This window comes from Pseudomonas fluorescens, assembly GCF_002022275.1.
Taxonomy (GTDB): domain Bacteria; phylum Pseudomonadota; class Gammaproteobacteria; order Pseudomonadales; family Pseudomonadaceae; genus Aquipseudomonas; species Aquipseudomonas fluorescens_AJ.
Window position 1 is genome coordinate 128,195 of record NZ_MSDF01000013.1, and the last position, 24,865, is coordinate 153,059.

Consider the following 24,865-nt stretch of genomic DNA (forward strand, 5'->3'; position numbering starts at 1 on the left):
AAAAAAAGCAGAAATAAAAGCCGGGTGATGGCGCAAGGCTACAATCCTTCTATCCACAGAGGGTTTAACCATGACCGAGCAACCGTCTGATCGCCGCCGTTTTCGGCGAATCGCCTTTGATGCCAGGACGACTATTGCCCAGGACACCTGGAATTGGCCGGTGCAACTGGTCGATGTGTCGCTGCGGGGGTTGTTGGTAGAGCGCCCCGACGACTGGCGCGGTAATGGCAAGCGGCTATTTACCGTGGATATCCGGCTGGATCCACAGGCGCATATAAAGATGCAGGTGAAGCTGGCCCATGACGATCACGGGCAGCTGGGGTTTGTGTGTGAACACATTGATCTGGAGTCGATCAGCCATTTGCGGCGGTTGATCGAATTGAACCTGGGGGATCAGGCTGAGCTTGAACGAGAGCTCGGTGCGTTGCTGGAGCTCTAGCAGTCAACACAGTTCAAATGTGGGGCTTGTGTGGGAGCCGGGCTTGCCCGCGATGCAGACACCTTGGTGCATCAGGTAGTGCGAGGTGATGCTATCGCAGGCAAGCCAGCTCCCACACAAGCCCGCTCTCACAGGGGTTTTGCGGTGTTGCTGATTACTCGAACAGTGCATCCAGCGCCTGTTCCAGGCGCGTCACCCCGATGATCTTGATTCCCGGCGGCGATTCCTTCGGCATGTTGCCCTTGGGCACGATCGCGCGTTTAAAGCCGTGCTTGGCGGCTTCCTTCAAACGCTCCTGACCACTCGGCACCGGGCGCACTTCGCCCGACAGGCCGACTTCGCCAAACACCAGCAAGTCATGGGGCAGCGGTTTATTGCGCAGGCTGGACATCACCGCCGCCATCAACGCCAGGTCAGAGGCGGTTTCCAGCACCTTGACCCCACCGACCACGTTGAGGAACACGTCCTGATCATGCGTCGGAATGCCGCCGTGACGGTGCAGCACCGCGAGTAGCATGGCCAAACGGTTCTGATCCAGGCCCAGGGTGACGCGACGCGGGTTGGCCAAATGACTGTCATCCACCAGCGCCTGCACTTCCACCAGCATTGGCCGGGTGCCTTCCCACGTTGCCATCACCACGCTGCCCGGGACTTCTTCCTGAGCGCGCGTGAGAAAAATCGCCGATGGGTTGGAGACTTCTTTCAGGCCTCGATCCGTCATGGCGAACACACCCAGCTCGTTCACCGCGCCGAAACGGTTTTTCACCGCGCGCAACAAGCGCAAGCGGCCGTCGGATTCGCCCTCGAAATACAGCACGGTGTCGACCATGTGCTCAAGCACGCGCGGCCCGGCCAATGCGCCTTCTTTGGTGACGTGGCCGACCAGAAAGATCGCCGTGCCGCTCTGTTTGGCGTAACGCACCAGCAACGCCGCACTTTCGCGTACCTGGGACACGCCACCCGGGGCCGATTGCAGTTGCTCGGTGAAAATGGTCTGGATCGAGTCGATCACCATGACCTTGGGTTTTTCGATGCGCGCCGTGGCGATGATGCTTTCGATGCAGGTTTCGGTCATCACCCGCAACTGATCCTGGGGCAAGCCCAGGCGACGGGCGCGCATGGCCACTTGTTGCTGGGATTCTTCCCCGGTGACGTACAGCGCCGGCATGCGGCTGGCAATGCTGCACAGGGTTTGCAGCAGGATCGTGGATTTACCGATGCCGGGGTCACCGCCGATCAGCACCACCGAGCCGTCCACCAGGCCGCCGCCGAGCACACGGTCCAGTTCACCGGAAGCGGTGGAGAAACGCGGGATTTCTTCGACGCTGACCTCGGCCAGGGTCTTGATCTGCGCCTGCTGCCCGGTCCAGCCGGCGCGGCCGGTGGGGGCTGCGGCGCCACCGCTTTCAATCATGGTTTCAGTCAGCGTGTTCCACGCACCGCACTCGGTGCATTGGCCGGCCCACTTGGGAAAGGTCGCGCCGCACTCCGTGCAGCCGTACATGCGCTTGGCCTTTGCCATTTGAGAACCTCCAACCGAAAAACCGCGATGATAGCTCAGCGCGGCGCCGGGGTCCGGATTTCACCACTGGCCAATCGTGAAGCGCTGTTGCCAATCGGGTCTTCGGCGTTGAGGTCGGCGCCTTTGGCCTTAAGTTCATCAAGCAGCTCGACGCGCTTGAACAGCCCGGCGTACATGGCGGCCGTTTGCCCGGCGCCGTTGCGTTGGTCGGGGTTGCAGCTGGTTGCCAGCAGACGCTGGGCGATTTTCAGCTCGCCCTTGAAGATCGCGCCCATCAGCGCGGTGTTACCGCGTTTGTCCTGCACACAGGCATCGGCGCCCGCGCTGAGCAACCGCTCCACAAAGGGCCCCTGGCCGTGGTAGGCGGCGAGGATCAGCGCGGTGTAACCCTTGTCGTCCGTGGTGTTGAGGCTGTAACCGGATTCGATGAAGGTGTTGAGCATGTCGACATCGCCCCGGCGGGCGGCGTCGAAATAGTAGTCCTGCAACTGCGCCTTGAGCGCCACCGGGTCGGGGGACTCGGCGTGGGCGACAAAGGCGAGCATGACCATCAATAAACCAATAGAAATTCGCATGGGTGTTCTCCTCACAGAGGTCGGCGCCCGATTCAGGACGCCGACCGGAACAGACATTAGTCAGTCAGTTTTTCTGCCAGCGCTTTTACGCGCGCCAGATCACCCTTGGCCACTTTGGTGACGCCGGTGCCGTACTCGGGGTCTGCCTTGTAGAGGAACGACAGGATGATGTGCTTGCTCTCATCATCGGTGGTCGCCAGTGAGCCGCCGAAGTTGTCGATCAAGTCCTGACGCTCTTTCTTGTTCAAAGAGCGATACAGATCACCGGCCTGCTTGAAGTTCTGCTCACGCTGGATCTTCGCTTGCTGGGTGCTACCCGACAGCGCCGACTGGCTGTAGCGCGCCGTCTGCGGCTCTTCCCGCGGCAACAGGCGGCTTGGCTGGTAGTTCACGCCGGTGGTGGTTTTGCCCGAATTCATGGCGCCGTCCTGGTTACCGTTGTTGACGGTCACACGAGGGGCGTTGATCGGCAGTTGCAGGGCGTTAGGGCCCAGGCGGTACATCTGCGTGTCGGCGTAGGAGAACACGCGACCTTGCAGCAGGCGGTCTTCCGACGGCTCGATGCCCGGTACGAGGTTGGCCGGGGCCATGGCGACTTGCTCGGTTTCCTGGAACACGTTCGCCGGGTTGCGGTTCAGCACCATCTGCCCGACTTTGCGCTCCGGTACATTTGGCCAGATCTTGGTAGCGTCCAAGGGATCGAAATCAAACTTGGCCAGGTCCTCAGGTTTCAGCACTTGCACATACAAGTCCCACTTGGGGAAATCGCCCTTGTTGATATGCGTCACCAAGTCATTGCTCATATGGCTGTAGTCACGCCCTTGCACTTCGACAACTTGCTTGGGGTCAAGATTCTTGATGCCTTGCAGGCTCTTCCAGTGGAACTTGACGTAGTGCACTTCGCCTTTGGCGTTAATCAACTTGTAGGCATGTACGCCATTGCCGTCCATTTCACGGTAACTGGCGGGAGTGCCGGAGTCCGAGTACAACTCGGTCAATGTACGGGTGGACTCTGGAACATGGGAGAAGAAGTCGAAACGGCGCGAGTCGTCGTCCAGGTTAGTGCGCGGGTCGGGTTTAAACGCGTGAACCATGTCCGGGAACTTGATGGCGTCACGAATAAAGAACGTCGGGAAGTTATTCCCCACCAAATCCCAGTTGCCTTCGGCGGTGTAGAACTTGGTGGCGAAGCCGCGTGGGTCACGCAGGGTTTCCGGCGAGTGGTTGCCGTGGACCACGGCAGAGAAGCGCACAAACACCGGGGTGGCTTCGCCGGCGGCGAAGACTTTGGCTTTGGTCAGGTCGCTGAGGTTGTCAGTGACCGTAAAGGTGCCATGGGCGCCAGTGCCACGGGCGTGCACAACGCGCTCCGGGATGCGCTCGCGGTCAAAACGTTGCAGCTTCTGGATAAGCTGTACGTCTTGCAGCAACACCGGGCCATTGGCACCGGCGGTTTGCGAGTTCTGGTTATCACCCACGGCGGCGCCGTTATCGCGGGTCAGGTTGGCGGCTTGCACAGAGAGGGACAGCAGGCTGGCGGTGACCAGTGCCAGCGCGTGACGCGCGGACACGGGCCTACGGCTCATAGGGGTATTCATCGAGGTTTCCTCTGGTTTTTTTATGCACATTCATTCGTGCTTGCCAGAGGCTAGTGACCTGCGGGTCATAAGATAAATAGAAAAGCCGTACCGGCACGATTAAGAAAATAGTGTGGTAACCCGCTGAAATGGCGCGTATTTCGCGCGCGATTGGTGGCACTTTGCAAACTATTTGCGATTTAATGTGTCGATAAAAACTGACAGTGTTAACGGTTGTGTCGAGCAAGCCCTCTACGGCTGACTTACACTGACCTCCACCCTTCTCATCTGTAACAAGGAATAACTTATGGGCGTGATCAGTGAGTTCAAGGCCTTCGCGGTCAAAGGCAATGTGGTCGATATGGCCGTCGGTATCATCATCGGCGCGGCTTTCGGGAAGATTGTTTCCTCCTTCGTAGGCGATGTGGTGATGCCACCCATCGGTCTGCTGATCGGTGGCGTGGACTTCGGGGACCTGGCGATAACGCTCAAGGCAGCGCAGGGCGACGTTCCGGCGGTAGTCCTGGCGTATGGCAAGTTCATTCAGAGCGTGATTGATTTCGTGATTGTCGCGTTTGCAATCTTCATGGGCGTGAAGGCCATCAACCGTCTCAAGCGCGAAGAGGCCGTAGCGCCGAGCCTGCCGCCGACTCCGACCAAAGAAGAGCTGCTGCTGGGTGAGATCCGTGATCTGCTCAAGGCACAGAACGACAAGCCGCTTTAATCAAAACCGGCTGGTAAAAAAGGTGCCTGAATGAAGCTAATGCTGATCAGTTAGAGTTGGCACAGCTCGGCCACAAGAGCTGTGCAAATCCTTAGCTGATCGGCATTAGCCTGAATGGAGCGCCTTTTTTATTACCAGTAGTTTTCTACCGCCACCTGACCGGGACGGCGGCTCAAGCTCAGGTTCATATCGCGCTGCTTGAGCAACTGGCGCGTGTCATCGACCATCTGCGGGTTGCCGCAAATCAGTACGCGCGAATGTTCCGGGGTCAACTCAACACCCGCAGCGCGTTCCAACTCGCCATTCTCGATCAGCGTGGTGATGCGCCCGTTCAGCGCACCCGGATGCTGTTCGCGGGTGACGATGGGGACATAGGTGAACTTGTGAGCGTACTCGGCCAGGTATTCACGCTCGCCCAGCTCATTGATCAGCGACTGGTAAGCCAGCTCCTTCGCTTCCCGCGCACTGTAGACCAGCACGATGCGCTCGAATTTTTCCCAGACCTCGAAGTCCTGCAGGATCGACAAAAAAGGCGCCACCCCGGTGCCGGTGCCCAACAGCCATAAATCACGCCCGTCCACAAAACGGTTCAAGGTCAGGTAGCCCGTGGCCTGGCGCTCCACCAGCAAAGTATCACCGACCTGCAAACGGCTCAGTTCGCTGGTGAATTCGCCGCCTGGAACGACGATGGAAAAGAAGTCCAGATGCTCGTCAAACGGTGAAGACACAATGGAATAGGCACGCCATACCGTGCTGCCGTCTGCCTTGGTCACGCCCAGGCGCACGAATTGGCCGGCGGTAAACCGGAAGCCAGGGTCGCGGGTGGTGCGCAAGGTAAACAGGCTGGGGGTCAGCGATTGCACGTCGAGCAGGGTCTGGCGGGTAAATTTTTCAGCACTGGCCGTCATGGGGGGCTCCGTTTTGCACAGGCTTCTAGTGTCCCTCAAAGGAGCGCGCGCAAACACCGTTGATTTGTACTGGCATTGCAGCGTCAGGCACGTTCCCGGTCAGGTTGAGCAGGTTTATTGAAATTTAAAAAGCTGCCACCGACAGCCACTGTGCGTTTTCGCCAGACTAATTATTTGGCTATTAATATACGGACATTCGGCTGTTAGATGATGCAGTGCATGTAACCGCTATCACTTTGGCATTATTCATAACCCATTAAGATCAATGAGGTTTCCGTCACTACTCGGACAACTTACACAACACACTATTTTTTGTACAAGCCTATCCAAAGTTGACTCTCATCGAGACCAATATATTTTTCACATCGATACGTAGGCAATGTCCTACACTCATTTTCGTGTCGCTTCGGGGGATCAGGACGTACCCAAGTCACGGAGAAAATCATGGAGAGTTACCGATGGTCAACTGGCGTAATAAACGGATCCCTAAACTGGAGGGTGAGCCCAAGGTCATCACGGTTTTTGAAATGGTCATCAACAAAACCCATCAGCTCGGTTTCGAACACTGTGCTTTCAAGATGAGTTCTCAATCACCTAATAATCAGACTGAACCGATCGATTTCAACAACTACCCCCAAGAGTGGAACGCACTTTATAAAAAAGCGCATTTCTTCGAGGTAGACCCGGTTGTAGCTCATTGCAAGGCCAGCCTCTTTCCTATCCTCTGGGATGAAAAAGCCTTCACCACCGCGCCCAACCTGTGGGACCTGGCTAAGTCTTTCGGTGTGCACCTGGGCTGGACTCAAGCGATGCATGACTTCCGGGGAGTCTTCAGCATGTTCACGCTGTGCCGCAGTAACGGCGTCGTCAGCCCGCAGGAACTCTACGAAAAGGCGGGCGAGGTGTTGTGGCTCTGCCATGCGATGCACGCCGTGTTGGCACAGCACTTCGCGGACCCGCCCAGCATCGACCAGCCGCCCCGGTTAACGCCGCGAGAAATGCAGATTCTGAGATGGTCGGCGCTGGGCAAGACAGCAGACGAAGTGGGCAGCATCATGTCAATCACCCCACGAACTGTCGGCTTTCACATGGGCCGGATCATGCAGAAGCTGGGGGTCAGCAGCAAGATTGCCGCCGTTTTGCGCGCATCAAAAGCGGGGCTGCTTGACTGACCGACAAACACCGCATGTAATCGCGCCGAAAAAAAAGTAACATTTACGGCCAATTCTGAGTGTTGAAGCAGCCCTGTTAGCGCCGCCTCGCAGTTCACTCAGACGGTTCGGCCGGCGCCCCCCCCTCCCGAACACCCATCGATGACCCAGAGCCTCCCCCGCCATGCCCCTGCTTGACAGCCCCTTCGCCCAGCTCGATCTGATCCGCCAGCCAGAGCAACACAATGATCCGCTGCAAGCGTTCGATGCCGCCGATGAGTACCTGCTCAGCCATCTGGCGAGCCAGCAGCCGAACGCCACCACTCGCGTGCTGGTGCTCAATGACAGCTTCGGTGCCTTGGCGGCAAGCCTGGAAGGCAACGTGCAGGTGACGTCCAGCGGCGATTCGTTTCTCGCCGCCCAAGGCCTGGAGAAAAACCTCACACGCAACGCCAAAGCCTTTGATGCCGTGGCCTTCATCCCGGCGAACCGGGTGCCCACCGGGCCCTTCGACCGGGTGCTGATCCGCGTACCGAAAACCCTGGCCCTGCTTGAAGAACAGCTGATTCGCTTGCAGGGGCAACTGGCGCCCGGTGCTGAGGTGATCGCAGGCGCCATGGTCAAGCACTTGCCACGGGCGGCGGGCGAGTTGCTGGAGCGTTATATCGGCCCGATGCAGGCCTCGCTTGCGGTCAAAAAAGCGCGATTGCTGATCGCCACCGTTGCAGATCGCCCTGCCGCCGTCTCGCCCTACCCCACCCGCTACAGCCTCGACGCACCCGCCATTGAGTTGCTTAACCACGCCAACGTGTTCTGCCGCGAAGGCCTGGATATCGGCACCCGCGCCTTCCTGCCGCACCTGCCAACAAACCTTGGCACTGCCCGCGTGGCGGACCTGGGTTGCGGCAACGGCGTATTGGCAATTGCCAGCGCGCTGCAAAACCCGGGCGCGCACTACACGCTGGTGGATGAGTCGTTTATGGCCGTGCAATCGGCCGCCGAGAACTGGCAGGCCGCATTGGGTGATCGCGACGTCGTGCTGCGCGCCGATGATGGCCTGGCCGGCCAAGAGCCGCAGTCACTGGACGTGGTGCTGTGCAACCCGCCGTTCCATCAGCAACAGGTGGTGGGCGACTTTCTGGCCTGGCGCATGTTCCAGCAGGCACGCGAAAGCCTGGTGGTGGGTGGCGCCTTGTACATCGTCGGCAATCGTCACTTGGGTTACCACACCAAGCTGGCGCGGTTATTCCGGGGTGTCGAGCAAGTCGCCACCACGCCAAAGTTTGTGATTCTCAAAGCGCGCAAATAAAAAACCCCGCCTTTCTTGCAAAAGGCAGGGTTGAAAGCCGGGCCGCAAGGCCCGGATCGGGATGTCAGTGCGTGGTCAGGCCCGCCGCATTCATGAACATGCGCATCAGGCTGGCCACCACGAACAGGGCCAGCACACTGCCGGTCCAGATCATCGCCAGCCACCCCAAGCGCCGCCACAACGGCTGCTTCTCGGCCTTTTCGATCTCTTTCAACGTAGGTTTGCCGGACATGGAACGACCCTCCTAGTGATAACCGTCTTCGTGGGTGACCTTGCCACGGAACACGTAGTAGCTCCAGAAGGTGTAACCCAGGATGAACGGGATGATAAACAGCGTGCCCACCAGCATGAAGCCCTGGCTTTGCGGCGGCGCGGCGGCGTCCCAGATCGAAACCGACGGCGGAATGATGTTCGGCCACAGGCTGATCCCAAGGCCGCTGTAGCCAAGGAAGATCAGCACCAGCGTCAGCAAAAACGGGGTGTAGTGCGCATTACGCGCTACGGCGCGGATCAAGCCGTACATGGTCACCAGCACCAGGATCGGCACCGGCAGGAACCAGAACAGGTTCGGCAGGGTGAACCAGCGCGAAGCAATTTCCGGGTGCGCCAGCGGCGTCCACAGGCTGACGATACCAATCACCGCCAACACCACGAAGGCCAAAGGCCGCGCCAGGTTGTGCATCTGCTCCTGCAACTTGCCTTCGGTCTTCATGATCAGCCAGGTGCAGCCGAGCAAGGCATAGGCAACCACCAGCGCCACACCGCAGAACATTGTGAACGGCGTGGCCCAGTCCAGCGAACCACCGGCGAATTGGCGATTGACCACGGGGATGCCGTCGATAAACGCGCCCAGCGCCACGCCCTGGAAGAACGTCGCCGCCAGTGAGCCGCCGATAAACGCCTTGTCCCACAGATGGCGCTTGTCGTCCTTGGCCTTGAAGCGGAACTCAAAGGCCACGCCCCGGAAGATCAGCCCGATCAGCATCAGGATCAGCGGCAGGTACAGCGCCGACAAGACCACCGAATAAGCCAGCGGGAACGCGCCAAACAGCGCAGCGCCGCCGAGTACCAGCCAGGTTTCGTTGCCGTCCCACACGGGCGCGACCGTATTCATCATTACATCGCGGTCGACCTTGCCCGGGATAAACGGAAAGAGAATTCCGATACCCAGATCAAAGCCATCCATGACCACGTACATCATGATGCCGAAGATGATGATCACGGCCCAGATCAGCGGAAGATCAATACCCATCTCAATGCCCCTTGTGCTGGATGTCGTCGTGATCATTGTCGGTGCCGTCATCGGCAGCAGACAACGGACGCGCCGGTGTACGCTTCTGGCCAGGCCCACCGTGGGTTGGCTCAGTCACGTCATGGGCGACAGGGCCTTTGCGCACCAGGCGCATCATGTAACCCAACCCTGCACCAAACAGTGCGAAGTACACCACCACGAACAGCACCAGCGTGATTGTCATCTGCGCCAGGCTGTGCCCGGAAGAGGCATCCGCCGTGCGCATCAACCCGTAGACCACCCACGGCTGACGGCCGATTTCGGTGGTGAACCAACCGGCGAGAATCGCGATCAGGCCGGACGGGCCCATCCACAGCGCCAGGTAGAGGAACGGCTTGGACGTGTACATCTTGTCGCCCCGGCGCAGCCACAGGCTGAACAAACCGGTGAAGATCATCAGGAAGCCCAGGCCGACCATGACCCGGAACGACCAGAACACAATGGTCGAGTTGGGGCGGTCCTCAGGCGGGAAGTCCTTGAGCGCCGGCACCTGCTTGTCCAGGGAGTGGGTCAGGATCAGGCTTCCCAGGTACGGAATTTCGACCGCGTATTTGGTTTTCTCGGCCTTCATGTCGGGCCAACCAAACAGGATCAGCGGCGTCGGTTCGCTACCCACGTTTTCCCAGTGGCCTTCAATCGCGGCGATTTTCGCCGGTTGGTGCTTGAGGGTATTGAGGCCGTGGAAGTCGCCGATGACCGCCTGGATAGGCGCGACGATCAGGGCCATCCACATCGCCATCGAGAGCATGGTGCGGATCGCCGGGCTGTCCTTGCCGCGCAGCAAATGCCAGGCCGCCGAGGAGCCGACGAAGAACGCGGTCGCCACAAAGGCCGCCGTGGCCATGTGCATCAGGCGGTAAGGGAATGACGGGTTGAAGATCACCGCCAACCAGTCGGTAGGAATCACCCGGCCGTCGATGATTTCAAAGCCCTGTGGCGTTTGCATCCAGCTGTTGGACGCCAGAATCCAGAAGGTCGAGATCAACGTGCCGACGGCCACCATCACCGTGGCAAAAAAGTGCAGCTTGCGCCCCACCTTGTTCCAGCCAAACAGCATCACCCCGAGGAAACCGGCCTCCAGGAAGAAGGCCGTGAGCACTTCGTACGTCAGCAGCGGCCCGGTGACGGCGCCGGCGAAGTCCGAGAAACGGCTCCAGTTGGTGCCGAACTGATAGGCCATGACCAAACCGGAAACCACGCCCATGCCGAAGTTGACGGCAAAGATCTTTGACCAGAAATGGTAGAGGTCACGGTAGGTGTCGTTGTGGGTCTTGAGCCACAAGCCTTCCAGCACCGCGAGGTAACTGGCCAGGCCGATGGTGATCGCCGGGAACAGGATGTGGAAAGAGATGGTGAACGCGAATTGAATTCGGGCGAGATCTAGCGCCTCCAAACCGAACATATGTCTTCCTCTGTCAGGTAATACCGGCTGCGGGCTGGGAGCCTGCACCCACTGCCCCCACGGATATGGAGTGTGGCGAATTCAAATTCGTTTCTTTTTTAACCAGCCACGTGGGGAATCTGGCCTTTTGGGCCGCCAGAACAATCCCGGGGCCGGTTTTGATCTGGATCAAGCATTGCTCAAAGAGTAGTCCCATTTTGGCGGCAGGACTGTGTGGTCTTTTGCCGCGTGACAGGCTGACTCAGTCGCCGGCTCATAAATCAAAAGCTGGCAACTATTTGTTACAGGTTGATGCTAATCTCGCGGTTCCCTCCCGTTCTGACCAGAATTTCTGATGCCTAGTGAACCCGTGTTGCTGCTGCGTCACCACCGCCCTTTCATCGCGTTCTGGCTGGCGCGCATCTTCACCGCCAGCGGCTTCCAGATGCTCACCGTGGCGATCGGCTGGAACCTTTACCAACTGACCGGCAACGTGCTGGACCTGGGCCTTGTCGGCCTGGTGGAGTTCATCCCGCGCGTGCTGTTCATGCTGCACACCGGGCATGTGGCGGATCGCTATGATCGGCGCAAGGTCGCCGCCATCTGCCAGACCGTGCAGGCGTTGATTGCCCTGACACTGGCCATCGGCGGCCTGACCGGCAACGTGACGCGTGAAATGATCTTCATCCTGGCCTTTCTGCTCGGCGCCGCGCGTTCGTTTGAAATGCCCACGACCCAGGCGCTGCTGCCGAGCATCGTGCCGACCGTGTTGTTCCCGCGCGCGGTGGCGTCATCGCAATCGGCGCAGCAACTGGCCACCATCGTTGCGCCCGCACTCGGCGGATTGCTCTATGCCTTTGGCAGCGTGTGGGTCTACGGCCCAACCGTGGCGCTGTACCTGATCGCCTGCGTGCTGACCCTCAACCTGCCGGCGCGTCAAACGCCGCTGAACAAAGCCAAGGCGACCCTGGATTCGCTGCTGGCCGGCATTCGCTTTATCCGCAGCCGCCCGGACATTCTCGGCGCCATCTCCCTTGACCTGTTCGCCGTGCTACTGGGCGGCGCCACCGCGTTGCTGCCGGTGTTTGCCAAGGACATTCTGCTGACCGACGCCTGGGGCCTGGGCCTGCTGCGCTCGGCACCGGCGGTGGGCGCGTTGCTGATGTCGTTATGGCTGGCGCGGTTCGCGGTGGACCGCCACGTTGGCCGGGTGATGTTCACCGCCGTCGGCGTGTTTGGCGTGGCAACCATTGCCTTCGGCCTGTCGACCTCGTTCCTGTTTTCCTTAGGCGTACTGGTGGTGCTGGGCGCAGCGGACATGATCAGCATGGTGATCCGCGCGTCCTTCGTGCAGTTGGAGACGCCGGATGAAATGCGCGGGCGAGTCAGTGCGGTCAACGGCCTGTTTATTGGCGCGTCGAATCAGCTGGGTGAGTTTGAGTCCGGGATTACCGCGCATTGGTTCGGCACCGTGCCCGCCGTGGTCATGGGCGGGATTGGTACGTTGGTGGTGACCGGGGTGTGGATAAAACTCTTCCCCAGCCTGGCCAACCGCGACCGGATGCATATGCCGGTGGAAGAAGCAAAGGTTTAAACCCCGCCGCCGCCTCATGTTGGAATGCAGTCAATGTGGGAGCTGGCTTGCCTGCGATGGCGGTGTGTCAGATGGCTAAATTATCTCTGATACACCGCTATCGCAGGCAAGCCAGCTCCCACAGTTGACCCCCAGTGACTGGAAGACCGGGTTACAGCACCTTGTCCAGGGTGATCGGGAAGTCCCGCACCCGCTTCCCCGTGGCGTGATAAACCGCATTCGCCACCGCTGCCGCCACGCCGACAATCCCAATCTCGCCGACACCCTTGGAACCCAGGGCATTGACGATCTCGTCGTGCTCTTCGACAAACACCACATCAATCTCGCCAATATCGGCATTCACCGGGATGTGATACTCGGCCAGGCTGTGGTTCATATAGCGCCCCAGTTGATGGTCGATCTGGGTTTCTTCGTGCAAGGCCATGCCAATTCCCCACACCACCCCGCCGAGAATCTGGCTGCGGGCCATCTTCGGGTTGACCACGCGCCCGGCGGCAATCGCACTGACGACGCGGCTGACTTTGATGGTGCCCAGGTCTTCATCCACGCGAACTTCGACAAACACCGCCGAGTGCGTGGCCGTGGCGTAGGCCTCACGCTTTTTGTCAGGCTCGCTGTCTACCTGCACTTCCAGCGCGGCTTCGCCACTGTCCTTGACCAACTGTGCCAACGACACACTCACGTCACCACTGTGCAGTTGGCCGTCTTCAAAACGCACCGATTCGGCGTCCTTGAATACCGGGTAAGTCTGGCGGGCGATGGTCAGCAGTTTGGCGGTCAACGCTTCGCAGGCTTGCTGCACAGCGGTGCCGACGGACGACACGGTAAACGAGCCGCCTTGCAACGGCGCGGTGGGCAATGAGGAATCGCCGAGTAGGAAAACCACGTCTTCCACCGCCACACCACTCGCCTGCGCCGCAATCTGGGTCATGACCGTGTAAGTGCCGGTGCCGATATCCGTTGTAGCGCTGCTGACGGTGAGCTTGCCGTGCGCATCAATACGCGCCTTGGCGCTGGCTTTCATCTGCAAGGCCTCCCACACGCCACCCGCCATGCCCCAACCGATCAACTGGTTGCCTTCGCGCATGCTGCGCGGTTCCGGGTTGCGCTGGCTCCAGCCGAAACGCTCGGCGCCTTCGCTATAGCACTCGCGCAAGGCTTTGCTCGACCAGGGTTTGTCTTCGGTCTGGTTGCGCTCGGCGTAGTTGATCAGGCGCAGTTGCACTGGGTCCATGCCCAGGGCGCAGGCCAGTTCGTCCATGGCGCATTCCAGGCCGATTACGCCCAGCGCGGCGCCGGGTGCGCGCATGTCCAACGGCGTGTACACGTCCAGCGGCACCAGCTTGTAGGTCAGTTGCACGTTGTCACACTGATAGAGCATGCCGCTCCACTCGACCACGTGCTCGCTGAAGTCTTCGAAGCGCGAGGTCTGGCCAATCGCGGTGTGCCCCAACGCCAGCAAACGCCCATTGGCCGCTGCGCCCATCTGCAAACGCTGCAAAGTGCGCGGGCGGTAGCCGAAGGTGAACATTTGCTGGCGCGTCAGGGTCACCCGCACCGAACGCTTGAGCGCCAGTGATGCCATCACCGCCAGCGGCAGTTGGTACTGCGGACGCAGACCGGAGCCGAACGCGCCGCCGACAAACGCGGCAAAAATCCGCACCTGGCTTTTATCCAGGCCGAAGACTTTTTGCACATAGGCCTGGCAGTTCTGCGGGCCTTGGGTCTTGTCGTGGATATGCAGCGTGCCGTCGGGCTGATACAGCACGGTGCTGGCGTGGGGTTCCATGGGGTTGTGGTGTTCGATGGGGGTGCTGTAGTGCGCGTCGAGGCTGACGGCGGCAGCGGTCCATTCGGCCTGAAAGTTGCCGCGTGGCTTGGGCGGCGTTTGGGGCGACGGGTGCGCCTGTTCCTGCATCGCCAGCAAGTCGGTTTCGAAGGCTTCGCTTTCGTACTCGATTTCCACCAGTGAGCCGGCATGCCGCGCCAGTTCAAGGTTGTCGGCAATCACCAACGCCAGGGGCTGGCCGCTGTAGAGCACACGGTCGTTGTACAGCGGGCGAAATGGCGAGCCGTCGGCCGCATCGGCGTCGGCGAAGGCGTCGTCGTAGCTGGCGAGTTTGGGCCGGTTGAGGTGGTCGAGCACCATCACCACGCCTGGCAGTGCCAGCGCCTTTGAGGCATCAATGCGTAACACGCGGCCTTTGGCGATGGTGCTGGAGACCACGCTGCCGTGCAGCAGGTCTTTGTCGGGAAACTCACCGGCATAGCGCGCCTGGCCGGTGACCTTGAGCAGACCGTCGACCCGGTCCAATGGTTTGCCGATGGCGGTCATGGGCGTTCTCCTGCGACAGCGGCGTCGCTCAGGGCGCGAATAATCCCGCGGCGCGCCAGCTTGATTTTGAAGCCGTTGTGTTCCAGCGGTTCGGCGTCTTGCAACAGGGCGTCGGCAGCATTGCTGAAGGTTTCACGGCTAACGCTCTGGCCGATCAGCGACGCTTCCACCGCACGGTCACGCCAGGGTTTGTGGGCCACACCGCCGAGTGCCAGGCGCGCGTCGATGATAGTGTCGCCGTCCAATTCCAGCGCGGCGGCGACGGAGACCAAGGCAAAGGCGTACGAGGCGCGGTCGCGGATTTTCAGGTAATGGCTGTGGCTGGCCAAGTGGTCAGCTGGCAACTCGATGGCGGTAATCAGCTCATCATCGGCCAGCAGGTTGTCGCGCTGCGGCGTGTCACCAGGCAACCGGTGGAAGTCGGCGAACTCGATGATTCGTGCGCCGCCGCGCCCTTCAACATGCACCCGCGCATTCAGCGCAGCCAGGGCCACGCACATGTCCGAAGGGTGGGTGGCCACGCAGTGTTCGCTGGCGCCGAGGATCGCGTGGATGCGGTTCAAGCCGGTGCGCGCCGGGCAGCCGCTGCCGGGTTCACGCTTGTTGCAGGGCACCGTGGCGTCGTAAAAGTAGTAGCAACGGGTGCGCTGCAACAGGTTGCCGCCGGTGCTGGCCATATTGCGCAACTGCGGCGAGGCCCCGGCAAGAATGGCTTGGGACAGCAGCGGGTAACGCCTTTCGATCAGCGGGTGCCAGGCCAGGTCGGCATTGCTTACCAGAGCGCCGATCATCACGCCGCCTTGAGCGGTTTGTTCAACGCCTTGCAGCGGCAGGCCGGTGATATCGATCAAGTGCTCGGGGCGGCTGATGTTTTCTTTCATCAGGTCCAGCAAGTTGGTGCCACCGGCGATAAAGCGCGAGACGGCGCTGCTCAGGTGGACAGCTTCATGCACATCGGCCGGTTTGCTGTACTGGAAGGGGTTCATTGTTCACCTCCCAACACGACGTCTTCAATGGCGTCGCGAATGTTGCTGTAGGCACCGCAACGGCACAGGTTGCCGCTCATCAGTTCCTGGATTTGCGCGCTGTCGCGTGCGCGGCCTTCATTGGCCAGACCGACGGCGGAACAGATTTGGCCGGGGGTGCAGTAGCCGCACTGGAAGGCGTCATGCTTGATAAACGCCTGCTGCATCGGGTGCAGTACGTCGCCCTCGGCCAAGCCTTCAATAGTGGTCAGTTCGGCGCCGTCGCACATCACCGCCAGGGTCAGGCAGGCGTTCACGCGTTTGCCATCACGCAGCACGGTGCAGGCGCCGCATTGACCGTGGTCGCAGCCTTTTTTGCTGCCGACCAGATCAAGCTGTTCGCGCAACAGATCGAGCAGCGTGGTCCAGGGCAACACATCCAGTTGGCGTTCCTGGCCGTTGAGGGTCAGGCGTATCGGGTGGCTGACGAACGGTTTGGCCGCCGCGCCATTGGGAGTTGCGCTCATAAACACCTCACGGGTTGGTGTACATCCGCGGCGTTCAGGAAAGTCGCCGTCTCAGGGGTACGACTTCCCGGGGTATTGAGCGTTCAAGGGGATTGATCAGCGGATGTTGAGCTGGGTCGTCAATGTGTTTTGCGGGCCGTTGATGGAGGTGTTGCTGAATTCGAACCAGCCTGAGGCTTCGACATTCAGGTCAAACACATAGATGTAGCCCATCACGGTGCCTGCGCCATTGCAGGCCTGGCTGATATTGCCGACCTGGCACACCGCCGTGCGTTGCCCGTTCAGTTCTGCCCCATCAAAGCGGCCCATCGGGTTATTGCCCAGGCCAACTTCCATCACCGAAACCCGGGTCGGGCCACGGTGAGTGCACATCTGGGTGGTGTTGACCCGTTCGGGAATGGTTTCGCTGCAACGTGCCGACTCGACCTTGAACACACGCACCTCGCTCAAGGCCGGTGCAGCCGCGCCCCACGCCGGTGCTGCACCGAGCCACAGGCTGATACTGGCGATCAGGGCTAGACTCCACGCGTTGGCTTTTTTCATGCTGTCGATGACCTTCAATTAAACGTCGGCGCAGTATGCCTCAAGCCCATGGCCTGCAAAACCAACCCCGTGCGCCACACGGCCTCGGCTGCTGGTATGATGCGCCGCTTTTTCCGATCCTCTCTGAAACCACAGGCGCTTGGCGCAGTTTGTGCTTTGACTTAGAGGTCAACAAATAACGACGCAAAATAGCGTCACAGGGAGCCGGCATGCTGGAAAAGCTGTTTCAACTCAAAGCACACAATACAAACGTGCGCACCGAGATTCTCGCGGGTATCACCACGTTCCTGGCCATGGCCTACATTCTGTTCGTGAACCCGAGCATCCTCGGCGAGACCGGCATGGACAAGGGCGCGGTGTTCGTCGCGACTTGCCTGGCGGCCGCCATCGGTTCGACCGTGATGGGCCTGATCGCCAACTACCCGATCGCCCTTGCACCGGGCATGGGCCTGAACGCCTTCTTTACCTACACCGTGGTCCTGCACATGGGCCACACCTGGCAGGTTGCGCTGGGCGCGGTGTTCATTTCGGCGGTGCTGTTCTTCCTGCTGTCGATCTTCCGTATCCGTGAGTGGATCATCAACAGCATTCCATTGCCGCTGCGTTCGGCCATTGCTGCCGGTATCGGCCTGTTCCTGGCGCTGATCGCCCTGCACAACGCCGGCATTGTGGTCAGCAACCCGGCCACCATGGTCGGCCTGGGTGACCTGAAGCAACCGGCGCCCATCCTCGCCACCCTCGGTTTCGTGCTGATCGTTGCGCTGGAAGCCCTGGCAGTACGCGGCGCGGTGCTGATCGGCATCCTGGCAGTGACCATTGTTTCCATCGCGCTGGGTTTCACCCCGTTCGGTGGCGTGACCTCGATGCCTCCGTCGCTGGCACCGACTTTCCTGCAGCTGGATATCAAAGGCGCGCTGGATATCGGCCTGGTCAGCGTGATTTTCGCCTTCCTGTTCGTCGACCTGTTCGACAACTCCGGCACCCTGATCGGCGTCGCCAAGCGCGCCGGCCTGATGGGCAAAGACGGCCACATGCCGAAAATGGGCCGTGCGCTGATCGCCGACAGCACCGCCGCCATGGCCGGCTCGCTGCTGGGCACCTCGACCACTACCAGCTACATCGAATCCGCTGCGGGCGTAAGCGCCGGTGGCCGTACCGGTTTGACTGCGATCGTGGTCGCGATCCTGTTCCTGCTGGCGCTGTTCTTCTCGCCACTGGCCGCCAGCGTTCCTGCCTTCGCGACTGCGCCAGCCTTGCTGTTTGTCGCCGTACTGATGACGTCCGGCCTGGCCGAAATCGACTGGGATGACATTACTGTTGCAGCGCCGGTGGTGATCACCGCCCTGGCGATGCCTTTCACTTACTCCATCGCCAACGGCATCGCCTTCGGTTTCATCGCCTGGACCGCCATCAAGCTGCTTTCGGGCCGCTACCGTGAGCTGAACCCGGCACTGGTGATCCTGTCGATTCTGTTTGTGATCAAGCTGGGCTGGTTCAACGCATGACTTTTGACGCCGCACGCTACACCGCTCAACTGCAAGACAAGGTCACGCGCTTGCGTGACCTGTTGGCACCGTTCGACGCGCCAGAGCCGCAAGTCTTCGACTCGCCGCTGCAGCATTTCCGCCTGCGCGCGGAGTTCCGCTTGTGGCGCGAAGGCGGTGAGCGCCACTACGCGATGTTCTCCCAGGACGACAAGCGCACGCCGATCCTGATCGAAGAGTTCCCGATTGCCGGCCTGCGCATCAACCAATTGATGCCGCAACTCAAAGCCGCCTGGCAAGCCAGCGCCGCCCTGAGCCACAAGCTGTTTCAGGTGGAGTTCCTCACCACCCTGGCCGGCGACGCGATGATCACCCTGTGCTATCACCGCCCGCTGGACGAGCACTGGCACACCGCCGCGAACCAACTCGCTGCCGACTTGAATGTGAGCATCATCGGCCGCTCCAAAGGCAAGCGTGATGTGATCGGCCAGGATTACGTGGTGGAAAAACTCGACGTCGGCGGGCGCACCTTTAGCTACCGTCAACCCGAAGGCGCGTTCACCCAGCCTAACGGCACGGTGAATCAGAAGATGCTCAACTGGGCGTACGAAGCTCTGGGCGATCGCCCGGATGATTTGCTGGAGCTGTATTGCGGCAACGGCAACTTCACCCTGCCGTTGGCGACCCGTGTTCGTAAAGTGCTGGCGACTGAAATCAGCAAGACGTCAGTCAACGCAGCCCTGAGCAACCTCGATGAAAACGCGGTGGGTAACGTCACTTTGGTGCGTTTGTCTGCCGAAGAACTCACCGAGGCGCTGAACGAAGTTCGCCCGTTCCGTCGCTTGCATGGCATCGACCTGAAAAGCTACGAATTCGGTAGCGTGTTCGTCGACCCGCCGCGCGCCGGCATGGACCCGGACACCTGCGAACTGACTCGGCGCTTTGACAACATCCTCTACATCTCCTGCAACCCGGAGACGTTGGCGGCGAACATCGCGCAATTGCATGACACGCACCAGATTACTCAGTGTGCAATGTTTGACCAGTTCCCGTGGACGCACCATATGGAATCCGGGGTGTTGCTGACACGTCGTTAATCTTCCTCAGGTACTTTGCGCGGCCGCCCGCCCTTCTTGCCATTGGCTCGGGCGGCGGCGGTTTTGGCGGCGCTGCTTTTGCGACCGTTGCGCGAGGCGACCACGCTGACGGCCAGGTCCATCAGGGGCTTGCTCGTAGCGATCAATCCCGTGATCGAAACATCCAGATCCTGGGCCTCACAGCACAACGCCTTGCCGCCGAAACCGACCTCCAACTGCTGAAAGTCCTGCAAGGAAAACCCTTCGAACTCGGGCAGACCTGCCACGGGCAACATGACGCGGCTGCCGTCGCTGAAACCAATGGACAGACAGTTGTCTTCATAACGCACGTCACTGGCGTTGGCGTACAAACGCTTCAACTTACGCCCGCGGGCTATTGCCTTATCGATATCCGCCGCTGTGAGAGGGACATCGGGATAGACTTTGGCTTTTACGATTTTTCTCATAAATCAATCTCCACGTAACCTGGCGCTCGGACCAGAGTCAATATTGTTCGCTGCGCAACCGCATCGTGGCGGGCTTTTGCAATCACATAGATACCGGGCCGAATGACCAAGCCCGGCACCACCTCATCAGCGTCCCAATCCCAGGAGTGGTTCTCCAGACAGACCGTGTGCAGCTTCTCCCACCAGATCCTTCTTGCCCGAGCCAAGTAATGCGGTTGCATCAACGCTTGGCGCAGTCCCTTTAGAACCGACTCTGGTGGGCGCCTCCGTTCTGGATCCACATCCCACAACTCCACTCGCCCATTCAGAAAGCTGAAACGAAAGCGCGCATCCCATTCCTTGCCCCTTACATGTACGTGGGGCGGGCAGTGCTCATCCCTGAGAAGCACTGAAATCACATATCCGTTGTAAGCGCCTACTTTCATCGTAACCCATCCGTTAGGTTAGTTTGTTTCAGGTAACAATTTTGCTTCTGCCACCTGACCACCAGTGCCGTCATCCGGCCGTTGCTTCAGAGGTTAGTAACCGCACGACAACCGTCGAATCCGGTCTTGTAACCACCCATGGCTGTAGTGATGAAATCCCCGCGTTCGCTCATTCAAAGTTCGGTAATCGAACACATCCCGTCACAACGCGCCCGGCTCGATTGACCAAAGTAACCATTCAGTACATTTTATCTCCACAACTAACAATAATCGTGGAGATACGCCTAATGCCGCCCATCGTGCTGGTGCTCAACGGCCCCAACCTCAACCTGCTCGGCACCCGCGAGCCTGCCACTTACGGTCATGAAACCCTGGCCGACGTCGCCGCCCTGTGTGGCCGCAGCGCGGAAAAACTCGGCCTGAGAATCGAATTTCGCCAGACCAACCACGAAGGCGAACTCCTCGACTGGATCCACGGCGCCCGTGCGCGTTGCGCCGGTATCGTGATCAACCCGGCGGCCTGGACCCACACTTCCGTGGCGATTCGCGATGCGCTGGTGGCCAGTGAGGTGCCGGTGATCGAAGTGCATTTATCCAACGTGCATGCGCGCGAGGCGTTTCGGCATCACTCGTTTGTGTCGCCCATAGCCAAAGCGGTACTCGCTGGGTTTGGCAGCCATGGCTACCACCTGGCCCTGGAACATTTCAGCCATACGTTAAAGGGATGAGCCCGATGAAACCGCGCATCCTCGCCGGCCTGATTGGCTCCGGAATCCAGGCCTCCCGCACCCCGGCCCTGCATGAGAGGGAAGGTGACGCCCAAGGCATGCGTTACCTGTATCAGTTGATTGACCTGGAGCCGCTTCGGCTGAACATCAACGCCCTGCCTGACCTGCTGGACGCCGCCGAGCTGATGCACTTCACCGGGCTGAACATTACTTACCCGTGCAAGCAGGCAATTCTGCCGTTGCTCGATGAATTGTCCGACGAGGCCCGAGGCATTGGTGCGGTGAATACCGTGGTGTTCAAGGACGGTAAACGTATTGGCCACAACACCGATTGCCTGGGGTTTGCCGAGGGTTTCCGTCGCAACCTGAGCGATGCTGCCCGCCAACGCGTGGTGCAGATGGGCGCCGGGGGCGCGGGCGCAGCGGTAGCCCATGCGTTGCTGGCCGAGGGTGTGCAGCACTTGAGTATTTTCGACGTCGATGTCGCCCGTGCCCGCGACCTTGTGGATAACCTCGCTCAACGCTTCGGCCCAGGTCGCGCCCAGGTTGGCAACCACCTGGAAAACGCCATGGCCGAGGCCGATGGCTTGGTGAACACCACGCCGATGGGCATGGCCAAGCTGCCGGGCACGCCAGTGCCGCCGGCCTTGTTGCGCGCTGAATTATGGGTCGCGGAGATTGTGTATTTTCCGCTGGAAACCGAGCTGCTGCGTGATGCCCGGGCGTTGGGGTGTCGCACGCTGGATGGCGGGAATATGGCAGTGTTTCAGGCGGTGAAGGCGTTTGAGTTGTTCAGTGGTGAGGTGCCGGATGCGGACAGGATGCTGGCGCACTTTCAGAGCATGAACATCTGACTAGGTAAACAAAAATCCAAATGTGGGAGCGGGCTTGCTCGCGAATGCGGTGCGTCATTCACTGCAATGCTGACTGATCCACCGCATTCGCGAGCAAGCCCGCTCCCACATTGATTGCATTTCAGCCTGAGTGATCAGGCCTGCAAATACCGCAGCACGGACTCACAAATCATCTCCCTGTGCCGTTGCTTCACCGCTTCATCCGACAGCTCGATCTGAAATATCTCACTGAACGTATGGCGGTTGGACACCCGGTAAAAGCTGAACGAGTTGATCAGCAGGTGCACATCCAGCGGCACCAGCCCTTCGCGAAATACGCCCATCTCGGCGCCGCGCTGCAAGGTTGCGCCCAGCGCTTCGAGGATATTGCTGTTCATCGCCTTGATCGAATCCGAACGCTTCACATACTCCGCGTTGTGGATATTTTCGATGCTGACGATGCGCACGAAATCCACGTTCTGATCGTGGTGATCGAAGGTGAACTCCACCAACCGGCGGATCGCTTCGCGCGGCTCCAGCTCGGTGAGGTTCATGCGCGTTTCGGTGGTACGAATGTCACCGTAGAGCTTCTCCAGCACCTCGAGATACAGCTGTTCCTTACTGCCGAAGTAGTAATAGATCATGCGTTTTGAGGTGTGGATGCGTTCGGCAATGGCATCGACGCGCGCGCCGGACAGGCCCTGCTGAACAAACTCGACGATGGCTTCCTGGAGGATGTTTTCGCGGGTCTTTTCCGGATTGTTCTTGCGACTCTTGCGCGGTGCGTCTGACACCGCGGGGAGTTCGGGACTCGAGGTCATGGTGCGCTCACGGCCATTGTTATGCAGGCGGTGATTATGGGCCGCGATGCTCGCCGAAGGAAGCACCCGGCCCGCCCTTATAAACGCGCCTGACGCACCGCACCGCTGCGCGATTTGGCCATTGCCGCAAGGCGCACCGCCACGTTGGCCGCGCCGTAACCGGCGTAACCGTTTTTGCGCTGGATGATCTCGAAGAAAAACCGCCCCTCGAACGGCTCGGTGTACACGTGAAACAACTCACCGCCCTGGGCATCGCGGTCGTACAACACGTTGTAGTACGCCAGCGTGCTGAGGAACTCCTCGTCGAAATCAAAGCGCGCCGCAAGGTCGTCGTAATAGTTGAGCGGGATATCCAGCAGCGGCACGCCCGCCTCCTTGGCCCGGCTCACCTCGGCGAAAATGTCCGCACAGTCGAAGGCAATGTGGTGCACGCCCGAGCCGCGATAGCTCGACAGCGCGTGGGAAATCGCCGTGTTGCGGTTCTCGGAAATATTCAGCGGCAGGCGAATCGAGCTGCAACGGCTGCGCAGCGCGCGGCTTTTCACCAGGCCGTACGGGTCGGGCAGCACCACCTCATCGTCGGCTTCGAAATCCAGCAGGCTCTTGTAGAACAGCACCCAGCTGTCGAGGCTGTCGGCCGGCAAGGCCATGGCCATGTGGTCGATGCGCAGCAGGCCGCCGCTGGACGCGGTGGCAGCTTGCAGGTTGAAGTCGGTGTCGTACAGCGTGCCTTCGGACGGGTCCACCAGATAAATCAGGCTGCCGTCCGGCGCACGCACCGCCGCCAGTTCCAGCTCGTTCGGCCCGACCAGCCCGCGATACGGCTGGCCCTTGTAGGCCACCGCGCGTTCAAGGGCTTTGGCGCTGTCCTTGACGCGGATCGCCGTGGCGCACAACGACGGGCCGTGGGCTTCGAAAAAGTTATGCGCGAAGGAATAGGGTTCGCAGTTGAGGATCAGGTTGATATCACCCTGGCGCAACAGGCTCACGCTCTTGGAGCGATGCTGCCCGGCCTTGACGAAACCCAGGCGTTCCAGCCAGTGCGTCAGCTTGGCGCCGAGGCTTTCATCCACGGCAAATTCGAGGAATTCGATGCCGTCGTATTCACTGGCGGGCGGCGTATCAAACAGAATCTCGACCGGCTGGGCGGGTGCTTCCTGCTGCAAGCGCGTGCGGGTTTTCTCCTCCAGGTACAGCAGCGAACGCAAGCCATCCGCCGCATTCGCCCGGGTCGGCGCCGCACGAAAACCGTCGTTGAAAATTTCCAGAGACAAAGGCCCGGAGTAGCCGCTCTTGATGATCGGCGCCAGAAAGCCCGCCAGGTCAAATTCGCCCTGCCCCGGAAAGCAACGGAAATGCCGGCTCCACTCCAGCACATCCATGGCCAGGATTGGCGCGTCGGCCATTTGCACAAAGAAGATTTTGTCGCCGGGAATGTCGGCGATAGCACTCGGGTCGCCTTTCAAAGACAAGGTGTGAAAGCTATCGAGCAACACGCCCAAGGCCGGGTGATCGACCTGACGCACCAGGTTCCACACCTGTTGCCAGGTGTTCACGTGCTTGCCCCACGCCAACGCTTCATAACCGATGCGCAAGCCGCGACGCCCGGCATGTTCGGCCAGCAAGCTCAGGTCATCGAGCAAAATACGTTCATCGCCCACCGAGTCCGCCGAGGCATTGCTGCACACCAGCACCAGGTCGGTGCCCAATTCCTGCATCAGGTCGAACTTGCGCTCGGCACGCTCAAGGTTGCGCGCGAGGCGGTCGCGGCGGCAGCCTTCAAAGTCGCGAAACGGCTGGAACAGGGTGATGGCGATGCCCAGGTCGGCGCACATTTGCTTAACTTCGCGCGGGCTGCCGTCGTAATACAGCAGGTCGTTCTCAAAGATCTCGACCCCGTCAAACCCGGCGGCGGCGATGGCTTCGAGCTTTTCCGGCAGGGTGCCGCTCAAGGAAACGGTAGCGATGGAACGTTGCATGGGCGACTCCCGGCAATTGTTATTTGCAGCAAATTATTCGCCCCTAGCCTACAGGCAGCAATTAAAATGTACGAACCGGTTAGTTTTCGGTGCGATTATCGAACACTATGCCCCTTTAGCGAATTGACGATTTTTTAGTCCCTGCGCACCATCGAACACGTAAGCAGACCCAGAACACACCATAAAAATTTCAAAAAACGGGTACGACCTC

General features: G+C 60.0%; 24 protein-coding genes. 9 read left to right on the top strand and 15 right to left on the bottom strand.

Annotation, left to right across the window (positions count from 1 at the left end; genetic code table 11):
• The first annotated feature begins 70 nt into the window (after window positions 1-70).
• Window positions 71-439 (top strand): PilZ domain-containing protein, encoded by a 369-nt coding sequence (locus BFW87_RS07060; RefSeq protein WP_078739202.1) that lies wholly within the window; start codon window positions 71-73, stop codon window positions 437-439.
• A 154-nt stretch (window positions 440-593) separates the two neighbouring features.
• On the opposite strand, the gene radA is transcribed toward BFW87_RS07060, so the two are convergent.
• From radA to katB, 3 genes are read right to left on the bottom strand one after another with little or no spacing between them, the layout of a single operon-like run.
• Complete coding sequence (radA, locus tag BFW87_RS07065) at window positions 594-1,961, bottom strand: DNA repair protein RadA (RefSeq protein WP_056858224.1); 1,368 nt, start codon at window positions 1,959-1,961, stop codon at window positions 594-596.
• Window positions 1,962-1,996: 35 nt separating this feature from the next.
• A complete protein-coding gene (locus tag BFW87_RS07070; RefSeq protein ID WP_078739203.1) occupies window positions 1,997-2,536 on the bottom strand; it encodes an ankyrin repeat domain-containing protein in 540 nt (179 codons plus the stop codon).
• Between the two features lie 56 nt (window positions 2,537-2,592).
• A complete protein-coding gene (gene katB, locus BFW87_RS07075; protein ID WP_078739204.1) occupies window positions 2,593-4,134 on the bottom strand; it encodes a catalase KatB in 1,542 nt (513 codons plus the stop codon).
• A 286-nt stretch (window positions 4,135-4,420) separates the two neighbouring features.
• Here katB and mscL point away from each other — a divergent pair, with 286 nt between their 5' ends.
• Window positions 4,421-4,837 (top strand): large-conductance mechanosensitive channel protein MscL, encoded by a 417-nt coding sequence (gene mscL / locus BFW87_RS07080; RefSeq protein WP_056858221.1) that lies wholly within the window; start codon window positions 4,421-4,423, stop codon window positions 4,835-4,837.
• A 131-nt stretch (window positions 4,838-4,968) separates the two neighbouring features.
• On the opposite strand, the gene BFW87_RS07085 is transcribed toward mscL, so the two are convergent.
• Complete coding sequence (locus BFW87_RS07085; RefSeq protein WP_078739205.1) at window positions 4,969-5,745, bottom strand: ferredoxin--NADP reductase; 777 nt, start codon at window positions 5,743-5,745, stop codon at window positions 4,969-4,971.
• A 458-nt stretch (window positions 5,746-6,203) separates the two neighbouring features.
• On the opposite strand from BFW87_RS07085, the gene BFW87_RS07090 reads away from it, so the two are divergent.
• Both BFW87_RS07090 and BFW87_RS07095 read left to right on the top strand, forming a co-directional pair.
• Complete coding sequence (locus BFW87_RS07090; RefSeq protein ID WP_078739206.1) at window positions 6,204-6,917, top strand: helix-turn-helix transcriptional regulator; 714 nt, start codon at window positions 6,204-6,206, stop codon at window positions 6,915-6,917.
• A 163-nt stretch (window positions 6,918-7,080) separates the two neighbouring features.
• Window positions 7,081-8,205: a methyltransferase gene (locus tag BFW87_RS07095; RefSeq protein WP_078739207.1), complete on the top strand. Its 1,125-nt coding sequence runs from the start codon at window positions 7,081-7,083 to the stop codon at window positions 8,203-8,205.
• 64 nt (window positions 8,206-8,269) lie between these two features.
• On the opposite strand, the gene BFW87_RS07100 is transcribed toward BFW87_RS07095, so the two are convergent.
• The 3 genes from BFW87_RS07100 to BFW87_RS07110 are packed head-to-tail and all read right to left on the bottom strand — an operon-like array spanning window position 8,270 to window position 10,898.
• A complete protein-coding gene (locus BFW87_RS07100) occupies window positions 8,270-8,437 on the bottom strand; it encodes a DUF2474 domain-containing protein (RefSeq protein ID WP_078739208.1) in 168 nt (55 codons plus the stop codon).
• 12 nt (window positions 8,438-8,449) lie between these two features.
• Complete coding sequence (cydB, locus tag BFW87_RS07105) at window positions 8,450-9,457, bottom strand: cytochrome d ubiquinol oxidase subunit II (RefSeq protein WP_078739209.1); 1,008 nt, start codon at window positions 9,455-9,457, stop codon at window positions 8,450-8,452.
• Window position 9,458: 1 nt separating this feature from the next.
• Window positions 9,459-10,898 (bottom strand): cytochrome ubiquinol oxidase subunit I, encoded by a 1,440-nt coding sequence (locus tag BFW87_RS07110; RefSeq protein ID WP_078739210.1) that lies wholly within the window; start codon window positions 10,896-10,898, stop codon window positions 9,459-9,461.
• 334 nt (window positions 10,899-11,232) lie between these two features.
• Between BFW87_RS07110 and BFW87_RS07115 the strand changes: the two genes are divergently transcribed.
• On the top strand, window positions 11,233-12,471 hold the full coding sequence (locus BFW87_RS07115) for an MFS transporter (RefSeq protein WP_078739211.1): 1,239 nt from the start codon (window positions 11,233-11,235) through the stop codon (window positions 12,469-12,471).
• Window positions 12,472-12,622: 151 nt separating this feature from the next.
• On the opposite strand, the gene BFW87_RS07120 is transcribed toward BFW87_RS07115, so the two are convergent.
• The 4 genes from BFW87_RS07120 to BFW87_RS07135 form a co-directional block, all read right to left on the bottom strand.
• Window positions 12,623-14,806 carry a xanthine dehydrogenase family protein molybdopterin-binding subunit gene (locus BFW87_RS07120; protein WP_078739212.1) on the bottom strand — a complete coding sequence of 728 codons (2,184 nt, stop codon included), beginning with the start codon at window positions 14,804-14,806 and terminating at the stop codon, window positions 12,623-12,625.
• Window positions 14,803-15,792 carry an FAD binding domain-containing protein gene (locus BFW87_RS07125; RefSeq protein WP_078739213.1) on the bottom strand — a complete coding sequence of 330 codons (990 nt, stop codon included), beginning with the start codon at window positions 15,790-15,792 and terminating at the stop codon, window positions 14,803-14,805. Before BFW87_RS07125 ends, BFW87_RS07120 begins: the two co-directional genes overlap by 4 nt.
• Window positions 15,789-16,298 (bottom strand): (2Fe-2S)-binding protein, encoded by a 510-nt coding sequence (locus BFW87_RS07130; protein ID WP_078739214.1) that lies wholly within the window; start codon window positions 16,296-16,298, stop codon window positions 15,789-15,791. The genes BFW87_RS07125 and BFW87_RS07130 overlap by 4 nt, the downstream gene beginning before the upstream one ends.
• 96 nt (window positions 16,299-16,394) lie before the next feature.
• Window positions 16,395-16,841: a DUF4879 domain-containing protein gene (locus tag BFW87_RS07135; RefSeq protein WP_078739370.1), complete on the bottom strand. Its 447-nt coding sequence runs from the start codon at window positions 16,839-16,841 to the stop codon at window positions 16,395-16,397.
• 209 nt (window positions 16,842-17,050) lie between these two features.
• Here BFW87_RS07135 and BFW87_RS07140 point away from each other — a divergent pair, with 209 nt between their 5' ends.
• Both BFW87_RS07140 and trmA read left to right on the top strand, forming a co-directional pair.
• Complete coding sequence (locus BFW87_RS07140) at window positions 17,051-18,346, top strand: NCS2 family permease (RefSeq protein ID WP_078739215.1); 1,296 nt, start codon at window positions 17,051-17,053, stop codon at window positions 18,344-18,346.
• Complete coding sequence (gene trmA / locus BFW87_RS07145; RefSeq protein ID WP_078739216.1) at window positions 18,343-19,422, top strand: tRNA (uridine(54)-C5)-methyltransferase TrmA; 1,080 nt, start codon at window positions 18,343-18,345, stop codon at window positions 19,420-19,422. Before BFW87_RS07140 ends, trmA begins: the two co-directional genes overlap by 4 nt.
• Here trmA and BFW87_RS07150 read toward each other — a convergent pair.
• Entirely contained in the window at window positions 19,419-19,868 is a 450-nt protein-coding gene (locus BFW87_RS07150; protein WP_078739217.1) for a DUF2442 domain-containing protein, read from the bottom strand. The two genes, trmA and BFW87_RS07150, sit on opposite strands and share 4 nt — an antisense overlap.
• Complete coding sequence (locus BFW87_RS32235; protein WP_078739218.1) at window positions 19,865-20,293, bottom strand: DUF4160 domain-containing protein; 429 nt, start codon at window positions 20,291-20,293, stop codon at window positions 19,865-19,867. Before BFW87_RS32235 ends, BFW87_RS07150 begins: the two co-directional genes overlap by 4 nt.
• Before the next feature lie 287 nt (window positions 20,294-20,580).
• On the opposite strand from BFW87_RS32235, the gene aroQ reads away from it, so the two are divergent.
• Together aroQ and BFW87_RS07165 are read left to right on the top strand one after the other, a co-directional pair.
• Window positions 20,581-21,021: a type II 3-dehydroquinate dehydratase gene (aroQ, locus tag BFW87_RS07160; RefSeq protein WP_078739219.1), complete on the top strand. Its 441-nt coding sequence runs from the start codon at window positions 20,581-20,583 to the stop codon at window positions 21,019-21,021.
• Between the two features lie 5 nt (window positions 21,022-21,026).
• Window positions 21,027-21,875: a shikimate dehydrogenase gene (locus BFW87_RS07165; RefSeq protein ID WP_078739371.1), complete on the top strand. Its 849-nt coding sequence runs from the start codon at window positions 21,027-21,029 to the stop codon at window positions 21,873-21,875.
• Window positions 21,876-22,009: 134 nt separating this feature from the next.
• Here the strand turns inward: BFW87_RS07165 and BFW87_RS07170 are convergent, their stop codons facing one another.
• Entirely contained in the window at window positions 22,010-22,675 is a 666-nt protein-coding gene (locus BFW87_RS07170) for a TetR/AcrR family transcriptional regulator (protein ID WP_078739220.1), read from the bottom strand.
• Between the two features lie 77 nt (window positions 22,676-22,752).
• Window positions 22,753-24,654, bottom strand: coding sequence for a 3-dehydroshikimate dehydratase QuiC (quiC, locus tag BFW87_RS07175; RefSeq protein WP_078739221.1), 1,902 nt, complete (start codon window positions 24,652-24,654; stop codon window positions 22,753-22,755).
• Window positions 24,655-24,865: the final 211 nt, after the last annotated feature.